15 protein-coding genes are annotated in these 19220 nt (G+C 71.1%); 7 read left to right on the top strand and 8 right to left on the bottom strand.

Going from position 1 to position 19220, the window contains the following annotated elements:
- The first annotated feature begins 487 nt into the window (after positions 1-487).
- The 3 genes from ACTOQ2_RS32285 (at position 488) to ACTOQ2_RS32275 (ending at position 4322) form a co-directional block, all read left to right on the top strand.
- Positions 488-1513 (top strand): LacI family DNA-binding transcriptional regulator, encoded by a 1026-nt coding sequence (locus ACTOQ2_RS32285; protein WP_440104606.1) that lies wholly within the window; start codon positions 488-490, stop codon positions 1511-1513.
- Between the two features lie 244 nt (positions 1514-1757).
- Entirely contained in the window at positions 1758-3644 is a 1887-nt protein-coding gene (locus ACTOQ2_RS32280) for a ricin-type beta-trefoil lectin domain protein (protein ID WP_440104605.1), read from the top strand.
- A 210-nt stretch (positions 3645-3854) separates the two neighbouring features.
- Positions 3855-4322, top strand: a complete 468-nt coding sequence (locus ACTOQ2_RS32275) for a hypothetical protein (RefSeq protein ID WP_440072040.1) — start codon at positions 3855-3857, stop codon at positions 4320-4322.
- A gap of 212 nt (positions 4323-4534) precedes the next feature.
- On the opposite strand, the gene ACTOQ2_RS32270 is transcribed toward ACTOQ2_RS32275, so the two are convergent.
- Entirely contained in the window at positions 4535-5182 is a 648-nt protein-coding gene (locus ACTOQ2_RS32270; RefSeq protein WP_440104604.1) for a response regulator, read from the bottom strand.
- 4 nt (positions 5183-5186) lie between these two features.
- Positions 5187-6344, bottom strand: coding sequence for a sensor histidine kinase (locus tag ACTOQ2_RS32265; RefSeq protein WP_440104603.1), 1158 nt, complete (start codon positions 6342-6344; stop codon positions 5187-5189).
- Positions 6345-6506: 162 nt separating this feature from the next.
- Here ACTOQ2_RS32265 and ACTOQ2_RS32260 point away from each other — a divergent pair, with 162 nt between their 5' ends.
- Complete coding sequence (locus tag ACTOQ2_RS32260; RefSeq protein ID WP_440104602.1) at positions 6507-7220, top strand: ABC transporter ATP-binding protein; 714 nt, start codon at positions 6507-6509, stop codon at positions 7218-7220.
- Positions 7217-8059 (top strand): ABC transporter permease, encoded by an 843-nt coding sequence (locus ACTOQ2_RS32255; protein ID WP_440104601.1) that lies wholly within the window; start codon positions 7217-7219, stop codon positions 8057-8059. The genes ACTOQ2_RS32260 and ACTOQ2_RS32255 overlap by 4 nt, the downstream gene beginning before the upstream one ends.
- A 79-nt stretch (positions 8060-8138) precedes the next feature.
- On the opposite strand, the gene ACTOQ2_RS32250 is transcribed toward ACTOQ2_RS32255, so the two are convergent.
- From ACTOQ2_RS32250 to ACTOQ2_RS32240, 3 genes are all read right to left on the bottom strand, one after another.
- A complete protein-coding gene (locus ACTOQ2_RS32250) occupies positions 8139-8603 on the bottom strand; it encodes a hypothetical protein (protein ID WP_440104600.1) in 465 nt (154 codons plus the stop codon).
- Positions 8604-8966: 363 nt separating this feature from the next.
- Positions 8967-10547 carry an MDR family MFS transporter gene (locus ACTOQ2_RS32245; protein WP_440104599.1) on the bottom strand — a complete coding sequence of 527 codons (1581 nt, stop codon included), beginning with the start codon at positions 10545-10547 and terminating at the stop codon, positions 8967-8969.
- 549 nt (positions 10548-11096) lie between these two features.
- Positions 11097-11642, bottom strand: a complete 546-nt coding sequence (locus ACTOQ2_RS32240; RefSeq protein ID WP_440104598.1) for a DUF308 domain-containing protein — start codon at positions 11640-11642, stop codon at positions 11097-11099.
- 314 nt (positions 11643-11956) lie between these two features.
- Between ACTOQ2_RS32240 and ACTOQ2_RS32235 the strand changes: the two genes are divergently transcribed.
- On the top strand, positions 11957-14680 hold the full coding sequence (locus ACTOQ2_RS32235) for a helix-turn-helix transcriptional regulator (RefSeq protein ID WP_440104597.1): 2724 nt from the start codon (positions 11957-11959) through the stop codon (positions 14678-14680).
- Positions 14681-14790: 110 nt separating this feature from the next.
- A complete protein-coding gene (locus ACTOQ2_RS32230; protein ID WP_440104596.1) occupies positions 14791-15237 on the top strand; it encodes a VOC family protein in 447 nt (148 codons plus the stop codon).
- 168 nt (positions 15238-15405) lie between these two features.
- Here the strand turns inward: ACTOQ2_RS32230 and ACTOQ2_RS32225 are convergent, their stop codons facing one another.
- The 3 genes from ACTOQ2_RS32225 to ACTOQ2_RS32215 form a co-directional block, all read right to left on the bottom strand.
- Positions 15406-17022 carry a tannase/feruloyl esterase family alpha/beta hydrolase gene (locus ACTOQ2_RS32225; protein WP_440104595.1) on the bottom strand — a complete coding sequence of 539 codons (1617 nt, stop codon included), beginning with the start codon at positions 17020-17022 and terminating at the stop codon, positions 15406-15408.
- A 183-nt stretch (positions 17023-17205) separates the two neighbouring features.
- Positions 17206-17883 (bottom strand): response regulator, encoded by a 678-nt coding sequence (locus tag ACTOQ2_RS32220; protein WP_440104594.1) that lies wholly within the window; start codon positions 17881-17883, stop codon positions 17206-17208.
- On the bottom strand, positions 17880-19196 hold the full coding sequence (locus tag ACTOQ2_RS32215; protein ID WP_440104593.1) for a sensor histidine kinase: 1317 nt from the start codon (positions 19194-19196) through the stop codon (positions 17880-17882). The genes ACTOQ2_RS32220 and ACTOQ2_RS32215 overlap by 4 nt, the downstream gene beginning before the upstream one ends.
- Between the last annotated feature and the right edge of the window lie 24 nt (positions 19197-19220).

Raw genomic sequence — 19220 nt, 5'->3', positions numbered from 1 at the left:
TACTGCGGGCACGGCATGGTGAAGCACTGCTTGGGCGAGGGGACGCAGACGCGGCCCGGACCGCAGTTGACCGCCGCGCACGGCGATCCCGGGCTGCACGTACCGGCCGCCTGCGCGGCGGTGGCCGGCTGGGCCGCCGGAGCGGCCGGCGCCCTGTCCGCCCAGGCCGTGTTCGCGATGGCCGGTGACCCCGCCACCACGACCGCGGCCAGGACCGGGGCCAGTTTTCGAAGCATTTTTCCCCCAGATGTCATGATCGGTTCTGACTCTCCGACGATGCTTGCACCGGCCTTACCTGCTAACGGCAAACTGGATCCCAGCAAGTCGGATGGCTTGTCGAGAGTCGGGTGACGACACTTCCGCATCGATGGAATCGACCGGTTTCGCCCTTTCCGCGGTCGCCGGTCAGGGGTGAAGACTCCTCACCGCCGCCTCCTGCCAGCGCTGGTTATGCTGACGGCAGGGACACGGCTACCAGGGGGCGCACATGGCTCGGCCCGGGACGCGCGCGACCGTGCGCGACGTCGCGGCGGAGACGGGCCTGTCGATCGCCACCGTCTCGCGGGTCCTGAACGGGCAGGCCAATGTCGCCCCGCGCACCCGGGAGCTGGTGTTGCGGGCCATCGGCCGCCTCGGGGACCAGGCGCCCCGGCCGCGCGCCGGACAGGAGTCGATCGCCGGCGGCACGATCTACGTGCGCTGCCCCTACCTGCTGACCGACTACTTCGGGCTCATCGTCTCCTCGGTCGGCGAGACCATCGAGCTGCACGGCGGTCAGATGATCCTGAGCACCGGGGAGTCCGCCCAGCACACCCCGGCGATCGCAGGCCTGCCCGACCGCCCCGGCATCGCGGGCGCGATCCTGATCCTTCCCCCGGAGCCGGGCGAGGAGCTCGTACGGCTTCGCGACCGGCGGTTCCCCTTTGTGGTGATCGACCCCAGGACACCCCCTCCCAAGGACATCGTGGCGGTGTCGGCCGCGCACTTCGCCGGCGCGCGCAAGCTGATGGCGCACGTGGTCGAGCTCGGTCACCGCCGGGTCGGCATCGTCGGCGGTCCGGTGAAGTGGCTGCCCAGCGAGGCCCGGCTGGCGGGATACACCGCGTCGCTGGCCGACGTCGGCGTCCTGCCGTCGGCCGAGCTGCTGCGCAGCGTGCGGGAACCCAACGCGGAGAACGGCTACCGCGCGGCCTGCGAGCTGCTGGACCTGCCCGAGCGGCCGACGGCGCTGGTCGCGTTCAACGACAAGATGGCGGTCGGCGCGCTGTGGGCGGCGGCCGAGCGCGGCCTGAACGTCCCCGGCGACCTGTCGGTCGCGGGTTTCGACGACCTCGACCTCGGCCGGGCGACCCTGCCGACGCTGACCACGGTGCGCCAGCCCCTGCAGGAGATGGGCCGGATGGCGGTCACGCTGCTGATGCGGCTGCTCAGCCGGCACACGCTGGAGGCCCTGCACGTCTCCCTGGGAACCGATGTGATCGTCCGCGGCTCCACCGGTCCTGCTCCCCGCTGAGGACGTTTGTTTCATTTGTTTCACCAACGCTGGACGCCCTGAATATCGCGTGGAATGCGCCAATCCTCGTATTTCCAGACCTTGACAACCGATTTCCGCGTGTGTTGTCCTGTCCTGCAACAGAAAAGTTTCTTATCTGTTACATCGGTTACAGCGACGGTTCCCGGGGCGCCGCGTGTGCCCTTGACGCGGACGGCCCGGGGCGTCGCGGGCCCAATCGCACCCCCCGAAAGGACCCCCTGCCGTGTTCCGACCACCTCGCCGGGCCCTCACCCTCGCCCTGGCCTGCGCCGCCGCCCTGTGGGCGACGGGACCTGTCGCCGCCACGCCCGCCCTGGCCGCCAACGAGCCCGTGAACATCTGGCTCACCACCACGTCCGACGCGGGCGGCCGGACCGTCACGCGGGGTCTTCAGCAGCAGTCCCCCATCGCCTTCGGCCCCGCCGGAGGCAGCGCCAACCACACCATCACCGTGAACGAGGGCACCACCTACCAGCAGTTCGAAGGCGGTGGAGCCTCGATCACCGACACCACCGCCTACCTGCTGCGCGGCGGCCCGATCAGCGCGGCCACCCGCGACGCCGTGATGCGCAGGCTCTTCCACCCCACCGACGGCATCGGCCTGTCGTTCGTGCGCAACCCGATCGGCGCCTCCGACCTCTCACGGCCCGGCAACGTCTCGCTCGACGACACCTGCTGCGACCTCAACGACTTCGGCGCAGGAGGGTACGACACCAACGTGCGCCTGCTCACCCAGCAGGCCAAGTCGCTCAACCCGGCCCTGCGCGTCAAGGGCGTGCCGTGGAGCGCGCCCGGCTGGATGAAGGACAACGGCCGGATGGACCAGATGGGCTGGCTCAAGTGGGAGCATTACCCCACGTACGCCCAGTACCTGGTGAAGTACGTCCAGAGCTACCAGAACGCCGGCATCCCGGTCGACTACATCTCAGTGCAGAACGAGCCCAACTGCTGCCAGGCGGGCAACCCGACCGCGATGAACTATCCCGGCATGAGCTGGAACTCCTCCGGACTGGCCGAGTTCACCAAGAACCACGTCTACCCGGCCTTCCGCGCCGCCGGCATCACCACCAAGGTCCTCGTCCACGACTGGAACTACGGCGACTACGCCACCATGGGCGCCGGCGTGCTGAACGACGCGGGCGTGCGCAACGACCCCCTGTTCGGCGGCATCGCCTGGCACGGCTACTTCGGCGACCCGGCGGTCGGCACCCAGGTGCACAACCAGTATCCGGCCGTACGCCAGTTCAGCACCGAGCACTCGGGCGGCACCTGGATCGGCAACCAGCACAACGAGGACCTCGCCGACATCGTCAACTACGCCCGCAACTGGAGCGGCAGCCTCGTCAAGTGGAGCCTCGCCCTCAACCAGAACATGGGCCCGCACAACGGCGGCTGTGACGTCTGCACCGGCCTGGTCACCGTCCAGGAGGGCGGCCCCCGCGCCGGCCAGGTCGACAACACCATCGAGTACTACACGACCGGCCACCTCACGAAGTTCGTCAGGCCCGGGGCGTTCCGGATCGACTCCACCGCCAACGCCACGATCCAGAACGTCGCCTGGCGCAACTCCGACGGCTCCAAGGCCCTGATCGCGCACAACCGCGGCACCTCGGCCCAGTCCGTCCGGGTCAACTGGGGCGGCCAGTCGTTCGTCTACTCGCTCCCGGCCCGCACCACCGCCACCTTCACCTGGTCCGGCACGCCGAGCGGCAACCCCGGCGACCCCGGTGGCGGCGCCATCACCGGCCTGGCCGGCAAGTGCATGGACGTCGCGGGCGCGAGCAGCGCCGACGGCACCGCCGTCCAGCTCTACTCCTGCAACGGCACCGCCGCCCAGCAGTGGACCCGCCCCGGCGACGGCACGCTCCGCGTGCTCGGCAAGTGTCTGGACGTCGTCGACAACGGCACGGCCAACGGCAGCCGGCTCCAGCTGTGGTCGTGCTTCGGCAGCCCTAACCAGCAGTGGACCTACAACCCCACCACCAGGGACCTGGTGAACCCCGCCGCGAACAAGTGCGTGGACGTGACGGGTAACACCAGCGCCGACGGCACCCGCCTCCAGCTGTGGGAATGCACCGGTGGCGCGAACCAGAAGTGGACGATGTCCTGACCTGAGCGGAACACGGGCGCGGACCCTCCGAAAGGGGGTTCGCGCCCGTGGCCTTCTCGGGTCCTCCGAGCTCCGGACGCCCAGGTGGCGGCGTTCTCGCCGCGATCCGTCGACGCCGCCCTCTCGGCCTCCGCCGGTGGCTCACGACCCTTGACGTCAACTTTAAGCATCGGGGTGATTACCCACAGTGATTACGGTGCATGAGGTCACATGCCAATCAACCCTCAGCACCAACGGGAGCACCCCATGCACACCCGCACCACCGCAACGGCGCTGGCCGCCCTCGGCCTTCTCGCCGCCCTCACCACCGTCGGCGCGAGCACCGCCTCCGCCGCCACCTCCGCCCCGGCCCCCTGCGCGCGGGAATATCTCGCGCTGATGAACGCCGAGGACGCCCTCACCAACGTCGAAGCCCTCCCCGAGGTCAAGGCCGCCCACGCCGCCCTGATGAAGGCCGGCGCCGCCGCCAACGTCGACCAGCTCTCCCAGAAGGCGGCTCTGCAGCAGCTCGGTGTCAAGGCACCGGGCCTGGACCCCGCCGCGAAGAAGATGGTGGAGGCCTACAACGCCGCCGGAGCCAGGTACGTGCAGGTGCGCGACGCGGCTCTCCTGAAGATCGCACCGCAGCGGCAGAACTCCAGGAACACGCTCAAGAAGTGCCTGACCGCCCACTCCTGACCCTGGACATGTGACGCGGCCGGAATTCCCGATGCCACGACCAGGGCGGTACGCCTCCTGGTGATCGGGGACCCCGGCCGCGTCCGGCGCGGAGGACCGCGGCTCGACGACGACCACCCGGCCGGCTCGGCGCTCGTTCAAGGGGCACGCGTTCAGTGAGCACGCGTTCAGTGAGCACGCGTTCAAAGAGCACTCGCTCAGAAGGCACGTGCTCAGAGAAGGCCGGCGTCGCGAACCCTCATGGCGACGTGGACACGGTTGTCGGTCCCCAGCTTGGCGAAGATCCGGGTGACGTTCGCCTTCACGGTCGCGACGCTCATGTGGAGTCGTACGGCGATCTCGGCGTTCGAGCTGCCCCTGGCCACCTCGATCGCGACCTCACGCTCGCGTTCGGTGAGCCTGTCCAGCTCCCGCCGCGCCTGCGGGCTTCGCGGTTCGTACCCGCCGGTGGCCGCGGCGATCACCTGGTGGGTGACGCTCGGCGACAGCACCGGCTCACCCCTCGCGACGGCGCGGATCGCCTCGATCATCTTCGGTGGCGGCGTGTCCTTCAGCAGGAAACCGCCGGCGCCGAGCCGCAGGGCCCGGAGCACCAGGTCGTCGGCGTCGAAGGTGGTGAGCACGAGGATCCGGGGCGGGTCCGGCCGGGCCAGCAGCAGTTCGGTGGTGGTCAGGCCGTCCTGGCCGGGCATCCGGATGTCCATCAGCACGACGTCGGGCCTGAGGTCGGCGATCACGCCCATGGCCTGCCTGCCGTCCCCGGCCTCGCCGACGAGGTCCAGGTCGGGCTCGCCGCCGAGGATGAGGCGCAGCCCGGTCCGTACCATCGCGTCGTCGTCCACGATCACCAGTCGGATCACGCCGTCAAGCCTCCCACGGCAGCCGGGCGTCGAGGACGAAGTGTCCGTCCCGGACGGCGTGGCTGATGGTGCCGCCGACCATCCGGGTCCGTTCGGCCAGGCCGACCAGCCCCAGCCTCCCGCCGGGCCCCGCGGGCGTGCCGGACGGCGCCGGGTTGCTCACCCGGATCCGCAGGCCGTCACCCGGCCGCCCGCCGAGCTCGGCCGTCACCCTGCTGCCCGGCGCGTGCTTGCGCGCGTTGGTCAGGGCCTCCTGCACGATCCGGTACGCGTGCCGGCCGGTCTGCGCCGGCAGCAGTTCCCGGTCGCCGACGGTGTCGTCCACCTCGACCCGCTGCCCGGCGGCACGCACCTCGTCGAACAGGGCGTCCACGTGGGCCAGGGTCGGCTGCGGGGCCTCCGGGGCCTCGAGAACACCGCCGGACCGGAGCGCGCCGAGCACGGTGCGCAGCTCGTTCAGCGACTGGTGCGCGTTCTCCTGGATCGCCAGCGCGACCCTGCGGGTCTCCTCGGCGGTGAGGTCGGTGCGGTACGCCAGACCCCCGGCGAGCATCGACAGCAGGGAGATCCGGTGCGCCAGGACGTCGTGCATCTCATGGGCGATCTTGGCCCGTTCCGCCAGCTTGGCCCGCTCGATCCGCTGCAGCTGCTCACGCTCCGCGGCCAGTGCCGCCTCCCGCCGCGAGACGGCCAGGTCACGGCGCCCGCGCAGGTAGAGGCCGAAGACGGTCAGCCCGCCGAGAACGGCGGTTCCGGTCACCACGGAGATGTAGGCCGCCTGGTCGACGCCGTACCGGCTGGAGTTCACCACCAGGCACAGCCAGGACACGACGCCGACCGGGACGAGCTCGCGCCACCGGCGGCGCGTCACCAGTGACACGTACGCGACCTGGGCGGGACCTGTCGCCGTGACGGAGAAGGCGGTCAGCAGGGTCGTCGCCAGCGCGATCTGCCACGGCAGCCGACGCCGCCGGCGCATCAGGACCAGTCCGACCAGGCCGAGCCCCACATCGACCAGTGCCGGTGCGAGCCGGTCGGGATTCCGGGCGACGGCCATGGCCAGGATGACGCCGTAGAACAGCATCGGCAGCACGGCGCACAGGTAGCGCAGTGCGATGCCGGCCCGGTCGAGAGGCGGCTGGTTCTCCGTACGGTCGTCCACGGCCTCCAGCCTAGGGAGCGCCGGGCCGACGCCTTAGCGACCAGGGTCGGCATCCGGGTCGCCGAAGGTCTACATGATTCCGGCGACGGGCGTGTACTCGCGTCCGGCGGCTCTCGACCCGGGACCGATGCCCTGTGGACCCGCATCCGATGGACTGGATCAATGATCGAATTCAGCCGTGTGAGCAAGGTCTACAAAGATGTGAGGGCGCTCGACGACGTGTCCTTCACCGTCGGGGCGGGAAGCGTCACCGGGTTCCTCGGGCCCAACGGGGCGGGAAAATCGACGGCCATGCGCGTCCTGGTCGGGCTCTCCCGCGCCACCTCGGGCTCGGCCACCGTGCTGGGCCGGCCGTACGCCGAGCTGGACTGCCCGGGTTCCCAGGTCGGCACGCTGCTCGACGCCGGTGCCCACCATCCGGGCCGTACCGGGCGGGAGATCCTGACCCTGGGCGCGATGACGCTTGGCCTGCCGAGGTCGCGGGTCGGCGAGGTCCTCGACCTCGTCGGGCTGACCGGCCGCGAGGGCGGGCGGACCGTGGGCGGCTACTCGCTCGGGATGCGGCAGCGTCTCGGCATCGGCCACGCGCTCCTCGGCCGGCCCAGGGTGCTCGTCCTGGACGAGCCCGCCAACGGGCTGGACCCCCAGGGCATCCGGTGGATGCGCGAGCTGCTCCGCGACCTCGCCGACTCGGGGTGCGCGGTGCTGCTCAGCTCCCACCTGCTGCACGAGGTGGAGCGGATCGCCGACCACATCGTGATGATCGGCCACGGCCGCGTCCTCGTCCAGGGCACCGTCGAGGAACTCGACCGGGGCAGGGGCCTCGAACAGACCTTCCTCGACCTGACCGCGGACGCCGCCAGGAGCGCGGCATGAGCGGCACCCCGGTGACCAGGAGCACCGCGAACGCCGCCGCGACGAGCGCCGTCACGGCCACCGGCTCGGAGAACACGGGCTCGGAGAACACGGGCATCCATCGGCCCCGGACACCGATCCCGTTCCGCCGGCTGCTGTCGGTCGAGACCCGCAAGCTCTTCGACACCCGCGGCGGCAAGATCATAACCGCTGGCCTGGTCGTCCTGGTGCTCGCGGCCGTCATCGGCCGCGGCGTCGTCTCCGGTCCGCGACTGCAGTCCATGATCGGCACGTCCGGCATCGGACTCGGAACCCTGCTCCCCATACTCGCCATCCTCACGATGACCGGCGAATGGAGCCACCGCACCGCCCTGACCACGTTCGCGCTCGTACCCCGGCGCGGGCGGGCGCTGGCGGCCAAGTGCCTGCCACCGTTGATCATGGCCGTGGCCGCCTCCCTGCTCGCGATGCTGGTCGCGGTGCCGGTTACGGCCGTCGTCGCCGGCGTTCAGGACGTCCCGGCCACCTGGGAGGTCGCACCCCTCGCCCTGCTGGGCTGGACCGGGACGAACGTCCTCATGGTCGCGGCGGCACTCGCCCTGGGCACGCTGCTCCTGAACGCACCGGCCGCGATCGTGATCTACCTGTTGGCCCCGATCCTGTGGAGCGCCGTCGGCAGGCTCGGTACCACGGGCCGCGCTCTGGCCGGGTGGCTCGACCTGAACACCACCACCGCTCCCCTGACGGCCGGCGACATGACCGGTGGCGACACCGCCCGGCTGGCCGTGTCCGTGCTCCTCTGGATCGCCGTCCCGATGGCGGCCGGCGTGGCGCGCGTGATCCGCAAGGATGTGAGCTGAGAAGGCGCCGGCGGGATCGCCGGCGCCTTCGCGGATTCACCTGTCGAACGCGGTGCGCGTCACGACGTCAGCGGGTGGTTCAGAAGGAGTCGCGGTGGTAGTTGCCCCAGTCGAAGTCGCCGGAGCGGCCTTCGCCGACGCGGACGCGGAAGCCGTCGAAGCCGCCCTTGGCGCTGTAGCTGAACTTCCACTCGTGGTGGCCGCCGGTGTTGAAGCGGCGATTGTGCCAGCCGCGGTCGTCGTGGTAGTAGAAATCGATGAAGGTGTTCTCCCGGTCGCGGTCGCGGTCCCAGGTCTTGATGTCGAAGTGGTAGCGGCCGTTGGAGTAGTACCAGTAGCCCTTGTAGTACGAGCGCTCGCCGCGCGACTCACCACGGCCGAAGCTGGAGTAGCCGGAGAACCAGTGCTTGGTGTACTGCGCCTGGGCGACCGAGGCCGTACCCGCCGTGCTCGCGGTGGCGGCCTGGGCGGGGGCGGCGACGATACCGGCCGCCAGGGCGCCGGCCAGGGCCGTGCCGGCAAGGACGCTGCGAAGCTTACGCATGAGGGACTTCCTTTGATCGAGGGTGTTCGGGAACAACCCGTGTGACCTGCGCCCGGTGCGCCTTTTCGGTGCCGCGCTCCGGACAGCACTGACATTAGGCAGAAGAAAAGTCCCGTTCTGCGTACAAACGCACACATAGCGCCGGGCGTGCACTACGGCACACAAAACCCCGTTTTTTCCGCTGGATCGGGCACCTCGCCACAACCGGACACCATCCGGCGCACCACCCCCAGAACCGGTGGCCGGGCGCGGTGAAGGCCAGGTGGGCGGGGTCGCGCGCCGGCGGGGTCGCGGCGTCGAAGAGCTATCCGGCGACCGCCACCCCGGCGAGGGAGGTCACGGCGTCCCGTCGTCCCACCGTCGTCAGGCCGGCTGTTCCACCGGCCGGGTCTCCTCGGTCTTGCCGGTCTCGCTGGTCTCACCGACCTCTTCGGTCTCGCCGACCTTGCCGGTCTCGCCGACCTTGTCGGTCTCCTCGACCTTGTCGGTCTCGCCGGTCTCCTCGGTCTCGCCGGCGTTGTCCGCCCGGGCGGGCAGGAGCAGGGCGGCGACGACCACGGCCAGGGACAGCACCGCGCCGATGATGAAGGCCAGCCGCATGCCGTCGAGGTTGGCGAGCGTCTCCGTGACCCCCGCGGCTCTCAGGTTGTCGGTTCGCGCGCTCATCACGGTGATCACGAGAGCGATACCGACGGCCCCGGCGACCTGTTGCAGCGTGCTCAGGATCGAGCTGGCGTGGGAGTAGAGCGGCGGCGGGACCGCTCCGAGCCCGAGGGTGAACACCGGGGTGAAGACCGCGGCCAGCCCCACCATCAGCAACGCGTGCAGACCGAGAAGCTGCCAGAACGGCATGGTCATCGTGACCTGGGTGAAGCCGACGAGCGCGAGCGTGATCCCGATCGAGCCGGGGATGACCAGAACCCTGCCACCGAACCGGTCGAACAGGCGGCCGACGGTCGGACTGAGCAGCCCCATCGCGAGGCCGCCCGGCATCACGAGGAGCCCGGTCTGCAGGGCGCTGAGCCCGCGGACGTTCTGCAGGTACAGCGGCAGCAGGATCATCGAGCCGAACATCGACATGAAGGCCACCGCCATCAGGATCAGCGCGACCGTGTAGGTGCGGTAGCGCAGGGTGCGCAGATCCAGCAGCGGCACGCCGCGCTTCTGCAGCGACAGCTGGCGGAAGACGAAGACGGCGATGGCGACCAGGCCGGCCACCACGATCGCGACGGCGACGCGGGCGTCACCGCTCTCGAACCGGCTCAGCCCGTAGACCAGGCCGCCGAAGCCGCCGCCCGCGGTCACCACGCTCAGCCAGTCGACGGTGCTGAACCGCGGCTCTCCGACGTTCTTGAGCTGCTTCAGGCCGCCCCAGGTGATCAGGGCGGCGATGGGGAGCACCACGGCGAACAGCATTCGCCAGGACCCGAACTGGAGGATCACCCCCGAGACCGTCGGGCCCATGGCGGGCGCGACCGAGATGGCCAGGGAGACGCTGCCCATCACCCGCCCTCGGTCGCCCTCGGGCACCACCTGCATCAGCGTGGTCATCAGCAGCGGCATCATCACGGCCGTCCCGGCCGCCTGGATGATGCGAGCGCCCAGCAGCACCCCGAACGACGGCGCGACGGCGGCCAGCAACGTACCGAGCAGGAACAGGCCCATCGCGGTGGTGTAAGCGCCGCGGGTGGAGACCCGCTGCAGGAACCACCCGGTGATCGGGATGACAACGGCCATGGTCAGCAGGAAGGCGGTCGAGAGCCACTGCGCGGTCTGCTCGGTGATGTGCAGCGCGCTCATCACCTGCGGGATCCCGTTGATCAGGATCGTCTCGTTGAGGATGACCACGAATGTGGCGAGCACCAGCAGCCGGATCACAGCCGGGGTGCGACCTGGGGCGGCTGTCGCGGGCTTGGCGGGTGAGTCGAGCTGTGGGCTGTGCACGGAACCTCAATCGGGGTTGTCGGACATGACACGTGGTCATCGCTGGCGTCCCAGCCTTGGGTCTCACGAGAAGTCGTGGTCTGCAAAGAATGACCTGTACCACCGACAAAACTCATCGCCCGTCCTCAGCATTCCTGCAGATGATGTGAAAAGTCATCCGATTTTCACCGGCGAACGATGATCCCCAGATCGCGCACGGGAACCTCCAAATCCCCCATGACCTGGGCGAACACCTCGCGACCCCGCCCCGGGGGCCGGGCACCACTGTGACGAGCGCCACGGATCGGGAAAGGTCGTCGATCCCGGGTGACCGCCTCGTTCCGGCCCGGTTCGTACGTCTCGGCGGAGCGGCGGCAGGACTCGGCACGCCGCCTACATGATCGCCGAGACGCCGCGTCACTGTCCGAGCCTCCTGGAAGCGCACCCCCACCTGGCGGAAGCCCTCTCGCGCCCATGAGAGCAGACCGGCGTCCTGTTCCGGCCGGACGAGGTGTGAACGAAGACGCGGTGGTGGCGGGTGATCCCGCCACCACCGCGTCAGGGTGCCGATCAGGCCTGGGTGACCCGCGTCCGGCGGCGCCGCTTCCAGGCCAGGGTCGCGGCCTGGATGACGAAGAAGGCACCCCCGGCCGCGGTGTACATGATCAGCGCGGTCAGGTCGGGGTCGTCGCCGACGGCGGCGGGAAGATAGGTGAGACCGGCGATGACCGACAGGGCGCCGGCGACGAGCATCGGCCACTGACGGCCGAGCTCGGGGCCGCGGCGGCGGATGGCCACGGTCAGCTGGGCGGCGCCGGAGACGATGGCCCAGAGGCCGAACACGAACAGCACCGCGCCGACACCGCCGATGGCGGCGAGGCCGAGACCGACGGCGGTCAGGGCGCTGAGCGCCGTGTTGAACACCTGCAGCCTGCGGGCCGGAGTCCCGGGATCCTCACGGACGTCGAACAGCGAGGCGACGACGTCGACGACCGGGTACGCGATGAGCAGGATCACCGAGGTGGCCGTCAACGAGTCGTGGACGGCGGCGAAGCCGATCGACCAGGCGATCGCGATGAGGCCACGGATGAGGTAGATGCGAAGGAGTGACGACATCGGGGGTTTCCGCTTTCTTTCCGGCTTTCCGGCGTTCCGGGGTACGGGAGTCACTCTGACCGCCCGTACCGGCCGGTCGCCCCGGGGAGAGACCCTGGGCGGGACACTGGTCCCCGGTCGCAAGGCTCACCGGGCACCCCCGGGCGACAGGGTGCCGGTCCGCCGCTTCGGGCAGCGACGACGGCCGTCGTCGGCGAGGGCGATCATCATGGTCTTCCGGCACGCTGTCCGGCGTTTCGGCACGTCACGAAGTTTGGTGACGCTTGTCCGTTGGGGAATCAGGAGTGTTGTAACCTCCCCGGCAGGGGGGTTACGTGCCGATCAACACCAGGACTTCCGTGCTGCGGGGGCGACGACGCGAGCAGGAGGCACTCGACCGGCTGCTGCGTGACGTCCGCGCCGGGCAGAGCCGGGTGCTGGTGCTGCGCGGTGAGGCCGGAGTGGGCAAGACCGCCCTGCTGGACTACCTTGCCGAGGCCGCGTCCGCCTGCCAGGTGGCCCGCGCGGCAGGGGTGGAGCCGGAGACCGAGATCGCCTACTCGGCGCTCCAGCAACTCTGCGCGCCGCTGCTGGGCCATCTCGACCGGCTGCCCGAGCCGCAGCGGGACGCGCTCGCCACCGGATTCGGCCTCAGTGCCGGTGATCCGCCGGACACGTTGCTCGTCGGGCTCGCCGTGCTCGGGCTGTTCGCCGAGGCCGCGTCGGAGCGGCCGCTGGTCTGCGCCGTGGACGACGTGCAGTGGATGGACCGGATGTCGGAGGTGATCCTCACCTTCGTCGCCCGCCGGCTGGACTCCGAGTCGGTCGCCCTCGTCTTCGCGGCGCGCAGCCCCGGCGACGAGCGGATCCTCGGAGGACTGCCGGAACTGCGCGTCGAGGGTCTTCCCGACGCGGACGCGCGGGCGCTGCTGGACTCCGTACTGCCCGGCCCGGTCGACGCCCGCGTACGCGACCGGATCGTCGCCGAGACCCGCGGCAACCCGCTGGCCCTGCTCGAGCTGCCGCGCGATCTCACGCCGGCGGAGCTGGCGTTCGGGTTCGGCGGACACAGCGCGACGCCGCTGGTGAGCCGGGTCGAGGAGGGCTTCCAGCGGCGCATCGCCGCGTTGCCTCCGGAGACCCGCACGCTGCTGCTCACCGCCGCCGTCGAACCGGTCGGCGACGTGCCGCTGCTGTGGCGCGCGCTCGAACGGCTGGATGTCGGGACGGATGCCGCGGCACCCGCGACGGCCGCGGGCCTGGTCGAGATCGGGACCCGGGTCCGGTTCCGGCATCCGCTGGTCCGCTCGGCCAGCCGGCGCTCCGCCGAGCCCGCCGGGCTGCGCGCGGTGCACCGGGCGCTCGCCGAGGTGACCGACCCCGAGCAGGAGCCCGACCGCCGTGCCTGGCACCGGGCGCACGCCGCGCCGGGGCCGGACGAGGAGGTCGCCGGCGAACTGGAGCGATCGGCCGGCCGGGCGATGACCCGTGGCGGCCGGGCGGCGGCCGCGGCCTTCCTGGAGCGCGCGGCGGAGCTCACCCTCGATCCGGCGAAGCGCGCCGGGCGCATCCTGTCCGCCGCGACGGCCCGGTTCACCGCCGGAGCCCTCGCCGAGGTGCCGGACCTGCTGGCCGCCGCCGAGCTCGGTCCGCTGGACCCGGTGCAGCGGGCCGGAGTGGAGCGGCTGCGCGCCAAGGTCGCGTTCGCGCTCAACGCCGGGCGGGCGGCCGTGCCGCCGCTGCTCTCGGCCGCACGCCGCCTGGAGGCGCTGGATCCCGCCGCGGCCCGGGAGACCTACCTGGCGGCGATCGGCGCGGCCGTGAACGCGGGGTGGCTCGGCGGCGGCGACCTGCGCCGGGCGGCCGAGGCCGCCCGCGGCGTTCCCGCGGGCGAGGAGCCGGCCGGTCTGCTCCTCGCGGGGCTGACGGCGTGGATCCTGGAGGGGCACGCGGCGGCGGTGCCGCTGTTCACCCGCGCCCTGGCCGCGGTTCCCCCGGACAACGACCTGGACCTGGTCTGGCTGAACGGGATGGTCATGCACGAGGTGTGGGACGACGTGGCGTTTCTCACCAGGACCGAGCAGACCGTCCGCCACGCCCGCGAGACCGGCGCGCTGTCCCTCCTGCCGAGCGCGCTGACCTTCCGCGCCACCGCGCTGATCTACGCCGGCCGCTTCGCCGACGCGTCGAACCTGGTCGACGAGGCCGAGGCCCTCGGGAACGCCACCGGCTCGTCCCCGCATCCGGCCACCGCGGTCATCCTGGCCGCGCATCGCGGACGCGAGGAGCCGGCGCTGGAACTCAACGAGGCTCTGGTCGGGAACGCCGAGGCGGGCGGCCTGGGGTGGTTGCTCGCCGTCGCCGGATACAGCAGGGCGGTGCTGTTCAACGGGCTCGGCCGGTACCCGGCGGCGCTGAAGGCGGCCCTCGACGCGGCTCGGCACGAGGACCCCGCCGTCCTGCAGTGGACGCTCGGCGAGCTGGTCGAAGCCGCCGCACGCGCCGGGGCGGGCACCGTCGCGGCCGAGGCACGCGACCGCCTCGTCGCCCGGACGCGTGTCGTCGACACGAACTGGGCGCGCGGCGCCCAGGCTCTCGCGGACGCGCTCGCGGGCCCGGCCGGGCCGGTCGAGAAGCACTACCGAGAGGCGATCGAGCGGTTCGCCGCGACTCGGCTCGGCCTGCAGACCGCCCGGGCCCGGCTGCTCTACGGTGAGTGGCTGCGAAGGGAGAACCGGCGGGCCGACGCCCGGACGCAGCTACGGATCGCCTACGAGGCGTTCACCACGATCGGTGCGGACGGTTTCGCCGAGCGGGTCGGCCGGGAACTGGCCGCCACCGGCGAGACGGTGCGCAAGCGGACCCCGGGCGCACGGGAGGAGCTCACCCCCCAGGAGGCGCAGATCGCGCGTCTGGCCGTGGCGGGGCGTACCAATCCGGAGATCGGCGCCGTGCTGTTCCTCAGTCCGCGTACCGTCGAATGGCACCTGCGCAAAGTCTTCACCAAGCTCGACATCGGCTCCCGCCGCGAGCTGGCCTCCGCCCTGCGCGACAGGTGATCCCAGGGCCGCCACCAGGGTGTCACCCTGGGGCGAACGCCCTGCTCCGCGCATGATTGTGAAGGCCGGATGCCGAACGGCACCGCCGGGATCGTGGAGGAGTGGGGACAATGGTGGACTACATGCTTGAGGTGATCGTGCTGCCGGTGGCCGACGTCGACCGGGCCAAGGAGTTCTACAGGCGGATCGGTTTCCGCGAGGATCTCGACTACGTCGCCGATCAGGACTTCCGGGTCGTGCACTTCACCCCGCCGGGCTCCCACTGCTCGATCATCGTGGGCAAGGGCATCGGTACCGCCGCGCCCGGGTCGGCGGAGAACGTTCACCTGATCGTGCGTGACATCGAGGAGGCCCGGGCCGACCTGGTCAGCCGCGGTGTCGAGGTCAGCGAGATCTTCCACGACAAGGGCGGCGTCTTCCACCACGCGGGCACCGAGAAGCGGGTTCCCGGCTTCTACCCCGGCCGCCCCTCGTACGGCTCGTTCGCCTCGTTCAGCGATCCCGACGGCAACGGCTTCCTGCTGCAGGAGGTCACCGAGCGCTTCCCCGGCCGCTGAGGCCGGGCCATGGGCGCGCCGGCCGGGCGACGGCGGCGGCAGGCGACGCGCCGGGCCCTCGCATGCCGGGCCGGGCGGCGTCGCCGCGGGCGGGGGCGAGTCCGGCGGGCGGGCATGGGGCGGCGGCCCCGGCGAGAGTGCCGGGGCCGCCGCGTCGTTCGGACGAGGTCAGGCGGTGACGCAGCGGTAGTTCGCGGCCGAGGCCGTGTCGCCGTGGCCGGTGTAGCGGGCCACCATCGGGTAGCGGCAGACGTCGCGCGTGACGGTCTCGCCGCCGGGACCGGAGGCCGAGGCGGCGAGGGTGGCCGGAGCCTGGCCCTTCTCCACCCAGTCGACCAGCGCGCCCAGGTCGTCGGTCGGGTACGGGCCGGGGCCGCCTGCGCAGTGGTTCACGCCGGGCAGCAGGAACAGGCGGTAGAAGTCGTCGACCCGCTTGTTGCCGCCCAGGACCCGGTTGACCCGCTCGCGGTAGGCGATCGTGCCCTGGGTGGGGACCAGCTCGTCGTTCTGGCCGTGCCAGCTCAGCAGCTTGCCGCCGGCCTTCGCGAACGCCGACAGGTTCGGGCCGTCGGTGCCGATGACGTCGTTGAACCGCAGCTGCGACGCGCGGAAGATCTGCGCGAACGACGTGTAGGTGAGCTTCGTCGTGTCGAACGACGGGTTCCGCTTCACGAAGTACTTGACCCAGCTGTCGGCGACGGTGAACGGCGTGCCGGGAGTGGCCAGGGCGTCGAGGCTCGCGCCCTTGTTCGGCCCGTACCAGAGCTTCCGGCCGGAGGAGGAGACCGGTCCGGCCCAGATCTTGCGCACCGCGTCGGCGGTGGCGCGGGAGATCGTGATCTTCTTGTCACCACAGTCGATCTTGGTGCCGGCCAGCCGCCGGGCGTCCCAGTGGCACTTCCGCGGGTCGTCGATGATGCCGTCCTTGACCCCGTCGAGGGTGTCGCAGGCCTTGACCGCGGCGGTGTTGAACGCCGTCAGCTCACACGGGGTGGGCGCGACCTTCTCCTCGTTGAAGACGGCCTGCGACCAGAGCGTGGCGACCGCGAACCGGTCCCAGTTGATCGCCGGCGCCTTGGCCAGGATCCCGTCGAAGTCCGTCGGGTGGTCCTGGGCCTCCGCGTACCCCTGGCGGCCACCGGTCGAGCAGCCGTTCCAGTACGCGTAGCTCACGGGCCGGTCGTAGAACCTCTTCGCCACGTCCTTGCCGATGACGGCCATGTCGTGCAGCGAGCGGGAGGCGAAGTTCTCCAGCAGCGGGGTGTCGACCTTTCCGGCCGGGGTGAGCGCCCAGCCGCTGACGTCGAGCGGGTTCGCGCCGACACCGGCGTCGGTGGCCGCGGCGACGTACCCGGCCTTCACCGCGCCGACCAGCGAGGAGCCGCCGAAGTCACCGGCGAGGTAGGCGCTGCCGCCGAGCGCCTGGAACCTTCCGGTCCAGTTCTCCCTGTCCTGGGGCAGCGAGATCTTGATGTTGACGTGGTCGTTCGCGCCCGGGTGGCTCACCGTGACGGTGACGTCACACCAGGCCGGCACGTCGGTGAGCGTCTCCTCCTGGGGGTGCAGCGGAGGAGCGGCGGGGAACGTGACGGTTCCGCCGGTATTGGCGACCGCCTTCACCGACTCCACCTTGGTGCCGGAGGGCGCGGAGACGGGAACGGCGGCACAGGTCGCGGCCACGGGGCCGCTGTCGCGGGAGACGGCGTCGGCAGCCGTCGGCGCCGGCGCCGCCACCGCCACCGCCGATACCGCCGCCGCCATCAGGACGATCAAGCGTCGTTTCATGCCCGACACCCTCACGTGAGACCCGCGGGCCTCGCCCCAGGGAAACACCCTGGGGCGCCCCCTGGCCGGGACGTTCACCAACCGGCCGTCGTCGTAGCAACCGGAGACGCGTTCCCTCTTGGGCGCCGCGGTCACCGGATGGGCGTCGAGGATGCTGAGCGTGGCCAAGGAGGCGGCGAGCAATCAGAGCGGCTCCCGCGTTTCTGGGGTGAGCAGCCGCCGGTTGAACGCCTCGGTGACGGCGGCGGCGCGGTCCCCCACGCCGAGCTTGGCGTAGATGTTCAGCAGGTGACTTTTGACCGTGGCCTCGGTGATGAACAGCCGGGCGGCCGCCTCACGGTTGGTGTTCCCGGCCGCCACGAGTTCGAGGACCTCGAGTTCCCGCCGGCTGAGCAGTTGCGGGGCGGGTGTCCTGACCCGGTTCATCAACCGGGCGGCCACCGAGGGAGAGAGGACGCTCTCGCCCTCGGCGGCGGCCCGCGCACCGCGCAGCAGGTCCTCCCGGGGAGAGTCCTTGAGCAGGTAGCCGGTCGCGCCCGCCTCGATCGCCGGCAGTACGTGGGTGTCGGTGTCGTAGGTGGTCAGAACCAGCACGCGCGCGGTGACGCCGAGCCTGGTCAGCTCGGTGATCGCGGTCAGCCCGTCCATGCCCGGCATGCGCAGGTCCATCAGGATCACGTCGGGCTGGAGCTCCTGGGCGAGCCGCACGACCGCGGCGCCGTCCGCGGCCTCGCCCAGCACCTCGAATCCGGGCGCGGAGGCGAACATGCTGCTCAGCCCGTCCCTGACGATGGGATGGTCGTCCGCGATCAGCAGCCGGATCGGGGTCTCGGCCGCCGGCTCGGCCGTGCGATCGGTCATGTGTGGCTCCCGGCCGGCAGGATGGGGATGCAGGCCGAGATCCCGGTGCCGGCGCCGGGCTCGGACTCGATCCGCAGACTCCCGGACAGCCCTTCGACGCGCTGTCGCATGATGGTCAGGCCGAACCCGCCGCCGCGGTGCGGCGGCTGCGACGCGCCGTTCCCGACCGTTCCCGCTTCGAGACCCGCGGGTTCGAAGCCCCTGCCGTCGTCACGCACGTCCAACGCCACCTCGTGTTCCAGGTAGGACAGCGTCACTCCGACCCTGGTCGCGCGCGCGTGCTTGGCCACGTTGGCCAACGCCTCCTGTGCCGTGCGCAGCAGCGCGAACTCGGTCTCCGGTGTCATCGGCCGTACCGTGCCGGTCGTCGTGACCTGGACGGCGAGCCCGTGCAACCTCGACCACCGGTCGGCGACGTCGGTGAGCGCGTCGCTCAGGCGCGCGGTTTCCAGTGGCTCGGGCCGCAGCGCGTCAACCGAACGCCGGGCCTCTGCCAGGCTCTCCCTCGCCAGCGTCTTCACCGCCTCGAAGGGGCGGTGCCACCGCTCCGGGACGTCGTGCATCTGCTCGGCGGCCTGGAGTTGCGTGATGATCCCGGTGAGTCCCTGCGCCAGGGTGTCATGGATCTCGCGAGCCATCCGCTGGCGCTCGTCGAGGACTCCCGCCTCCCTGGCCTGGGCGAGCAGCTGGGTGTGCAGGCCGGCGTTCTCGGCGAGCGTCGCCTCCAGCAACCGGTTCGTCCGGCTCAGCTCGGCGAGGGCCTGGAGGCGCTGCTCTCTCTCCTGCTCGGCGATCTGGAGGAACCAGGCGGTGACGCACATCATGACGATGTTGACGACAACGATGATCACGAAGATCGTCAGGCCGAGAGCGGTCGTCTTGGGCACGTCGGATGCCTGTGCGACGCCGGCCACGACCGCCACGACGGCCACGCCCAGCAGCCGCCACGGCCAGCGAAGGATGGTGAAGGCGTAGATGTAGGGGGCGGGGGTGAACAACCCGAACACGGGGTCTCGCGCCACCAGGATCGCGGTGATCACCACCAGGCCGGTGAAGAACACCCCCATGATCAGTGGGCGCTCCCACCAGGCGGGACGCAGGGTGAACATGCCGAGCATCCACCCCGCGGCCAGCCCGCACAGGCCGAGATCGATGAGCAGGGAGTCGTCGCCCGCCGACCACTCCACGACCACCTTGAAGATGACGAGGGCGGCCAGCAACGTGTACGGCACCACGGTCACCAGCAGAAAGGGGGGCCGTCCCTGCTCCGCGTCACAGGACTCCGGCATCTGCCCGCTCACATCCCTCTCCATCCGTCCCGAGTCTATTCCCGGCGA

It is taken from the genome of Streptosporangium sp. H16 (assembly GCF_051918855.1).
Taxonomy (GTDB): Bacteria; Actinomycetota; Actinomycetes; order Streptosporangiales; family Streptosporangiaceae; genus Streptosporangium.
The sequence above is the reverse complement of the archived record's forward strand: the minus strand, read 5'-3'. Positions and strand labels throughout refer to the sequence as shown.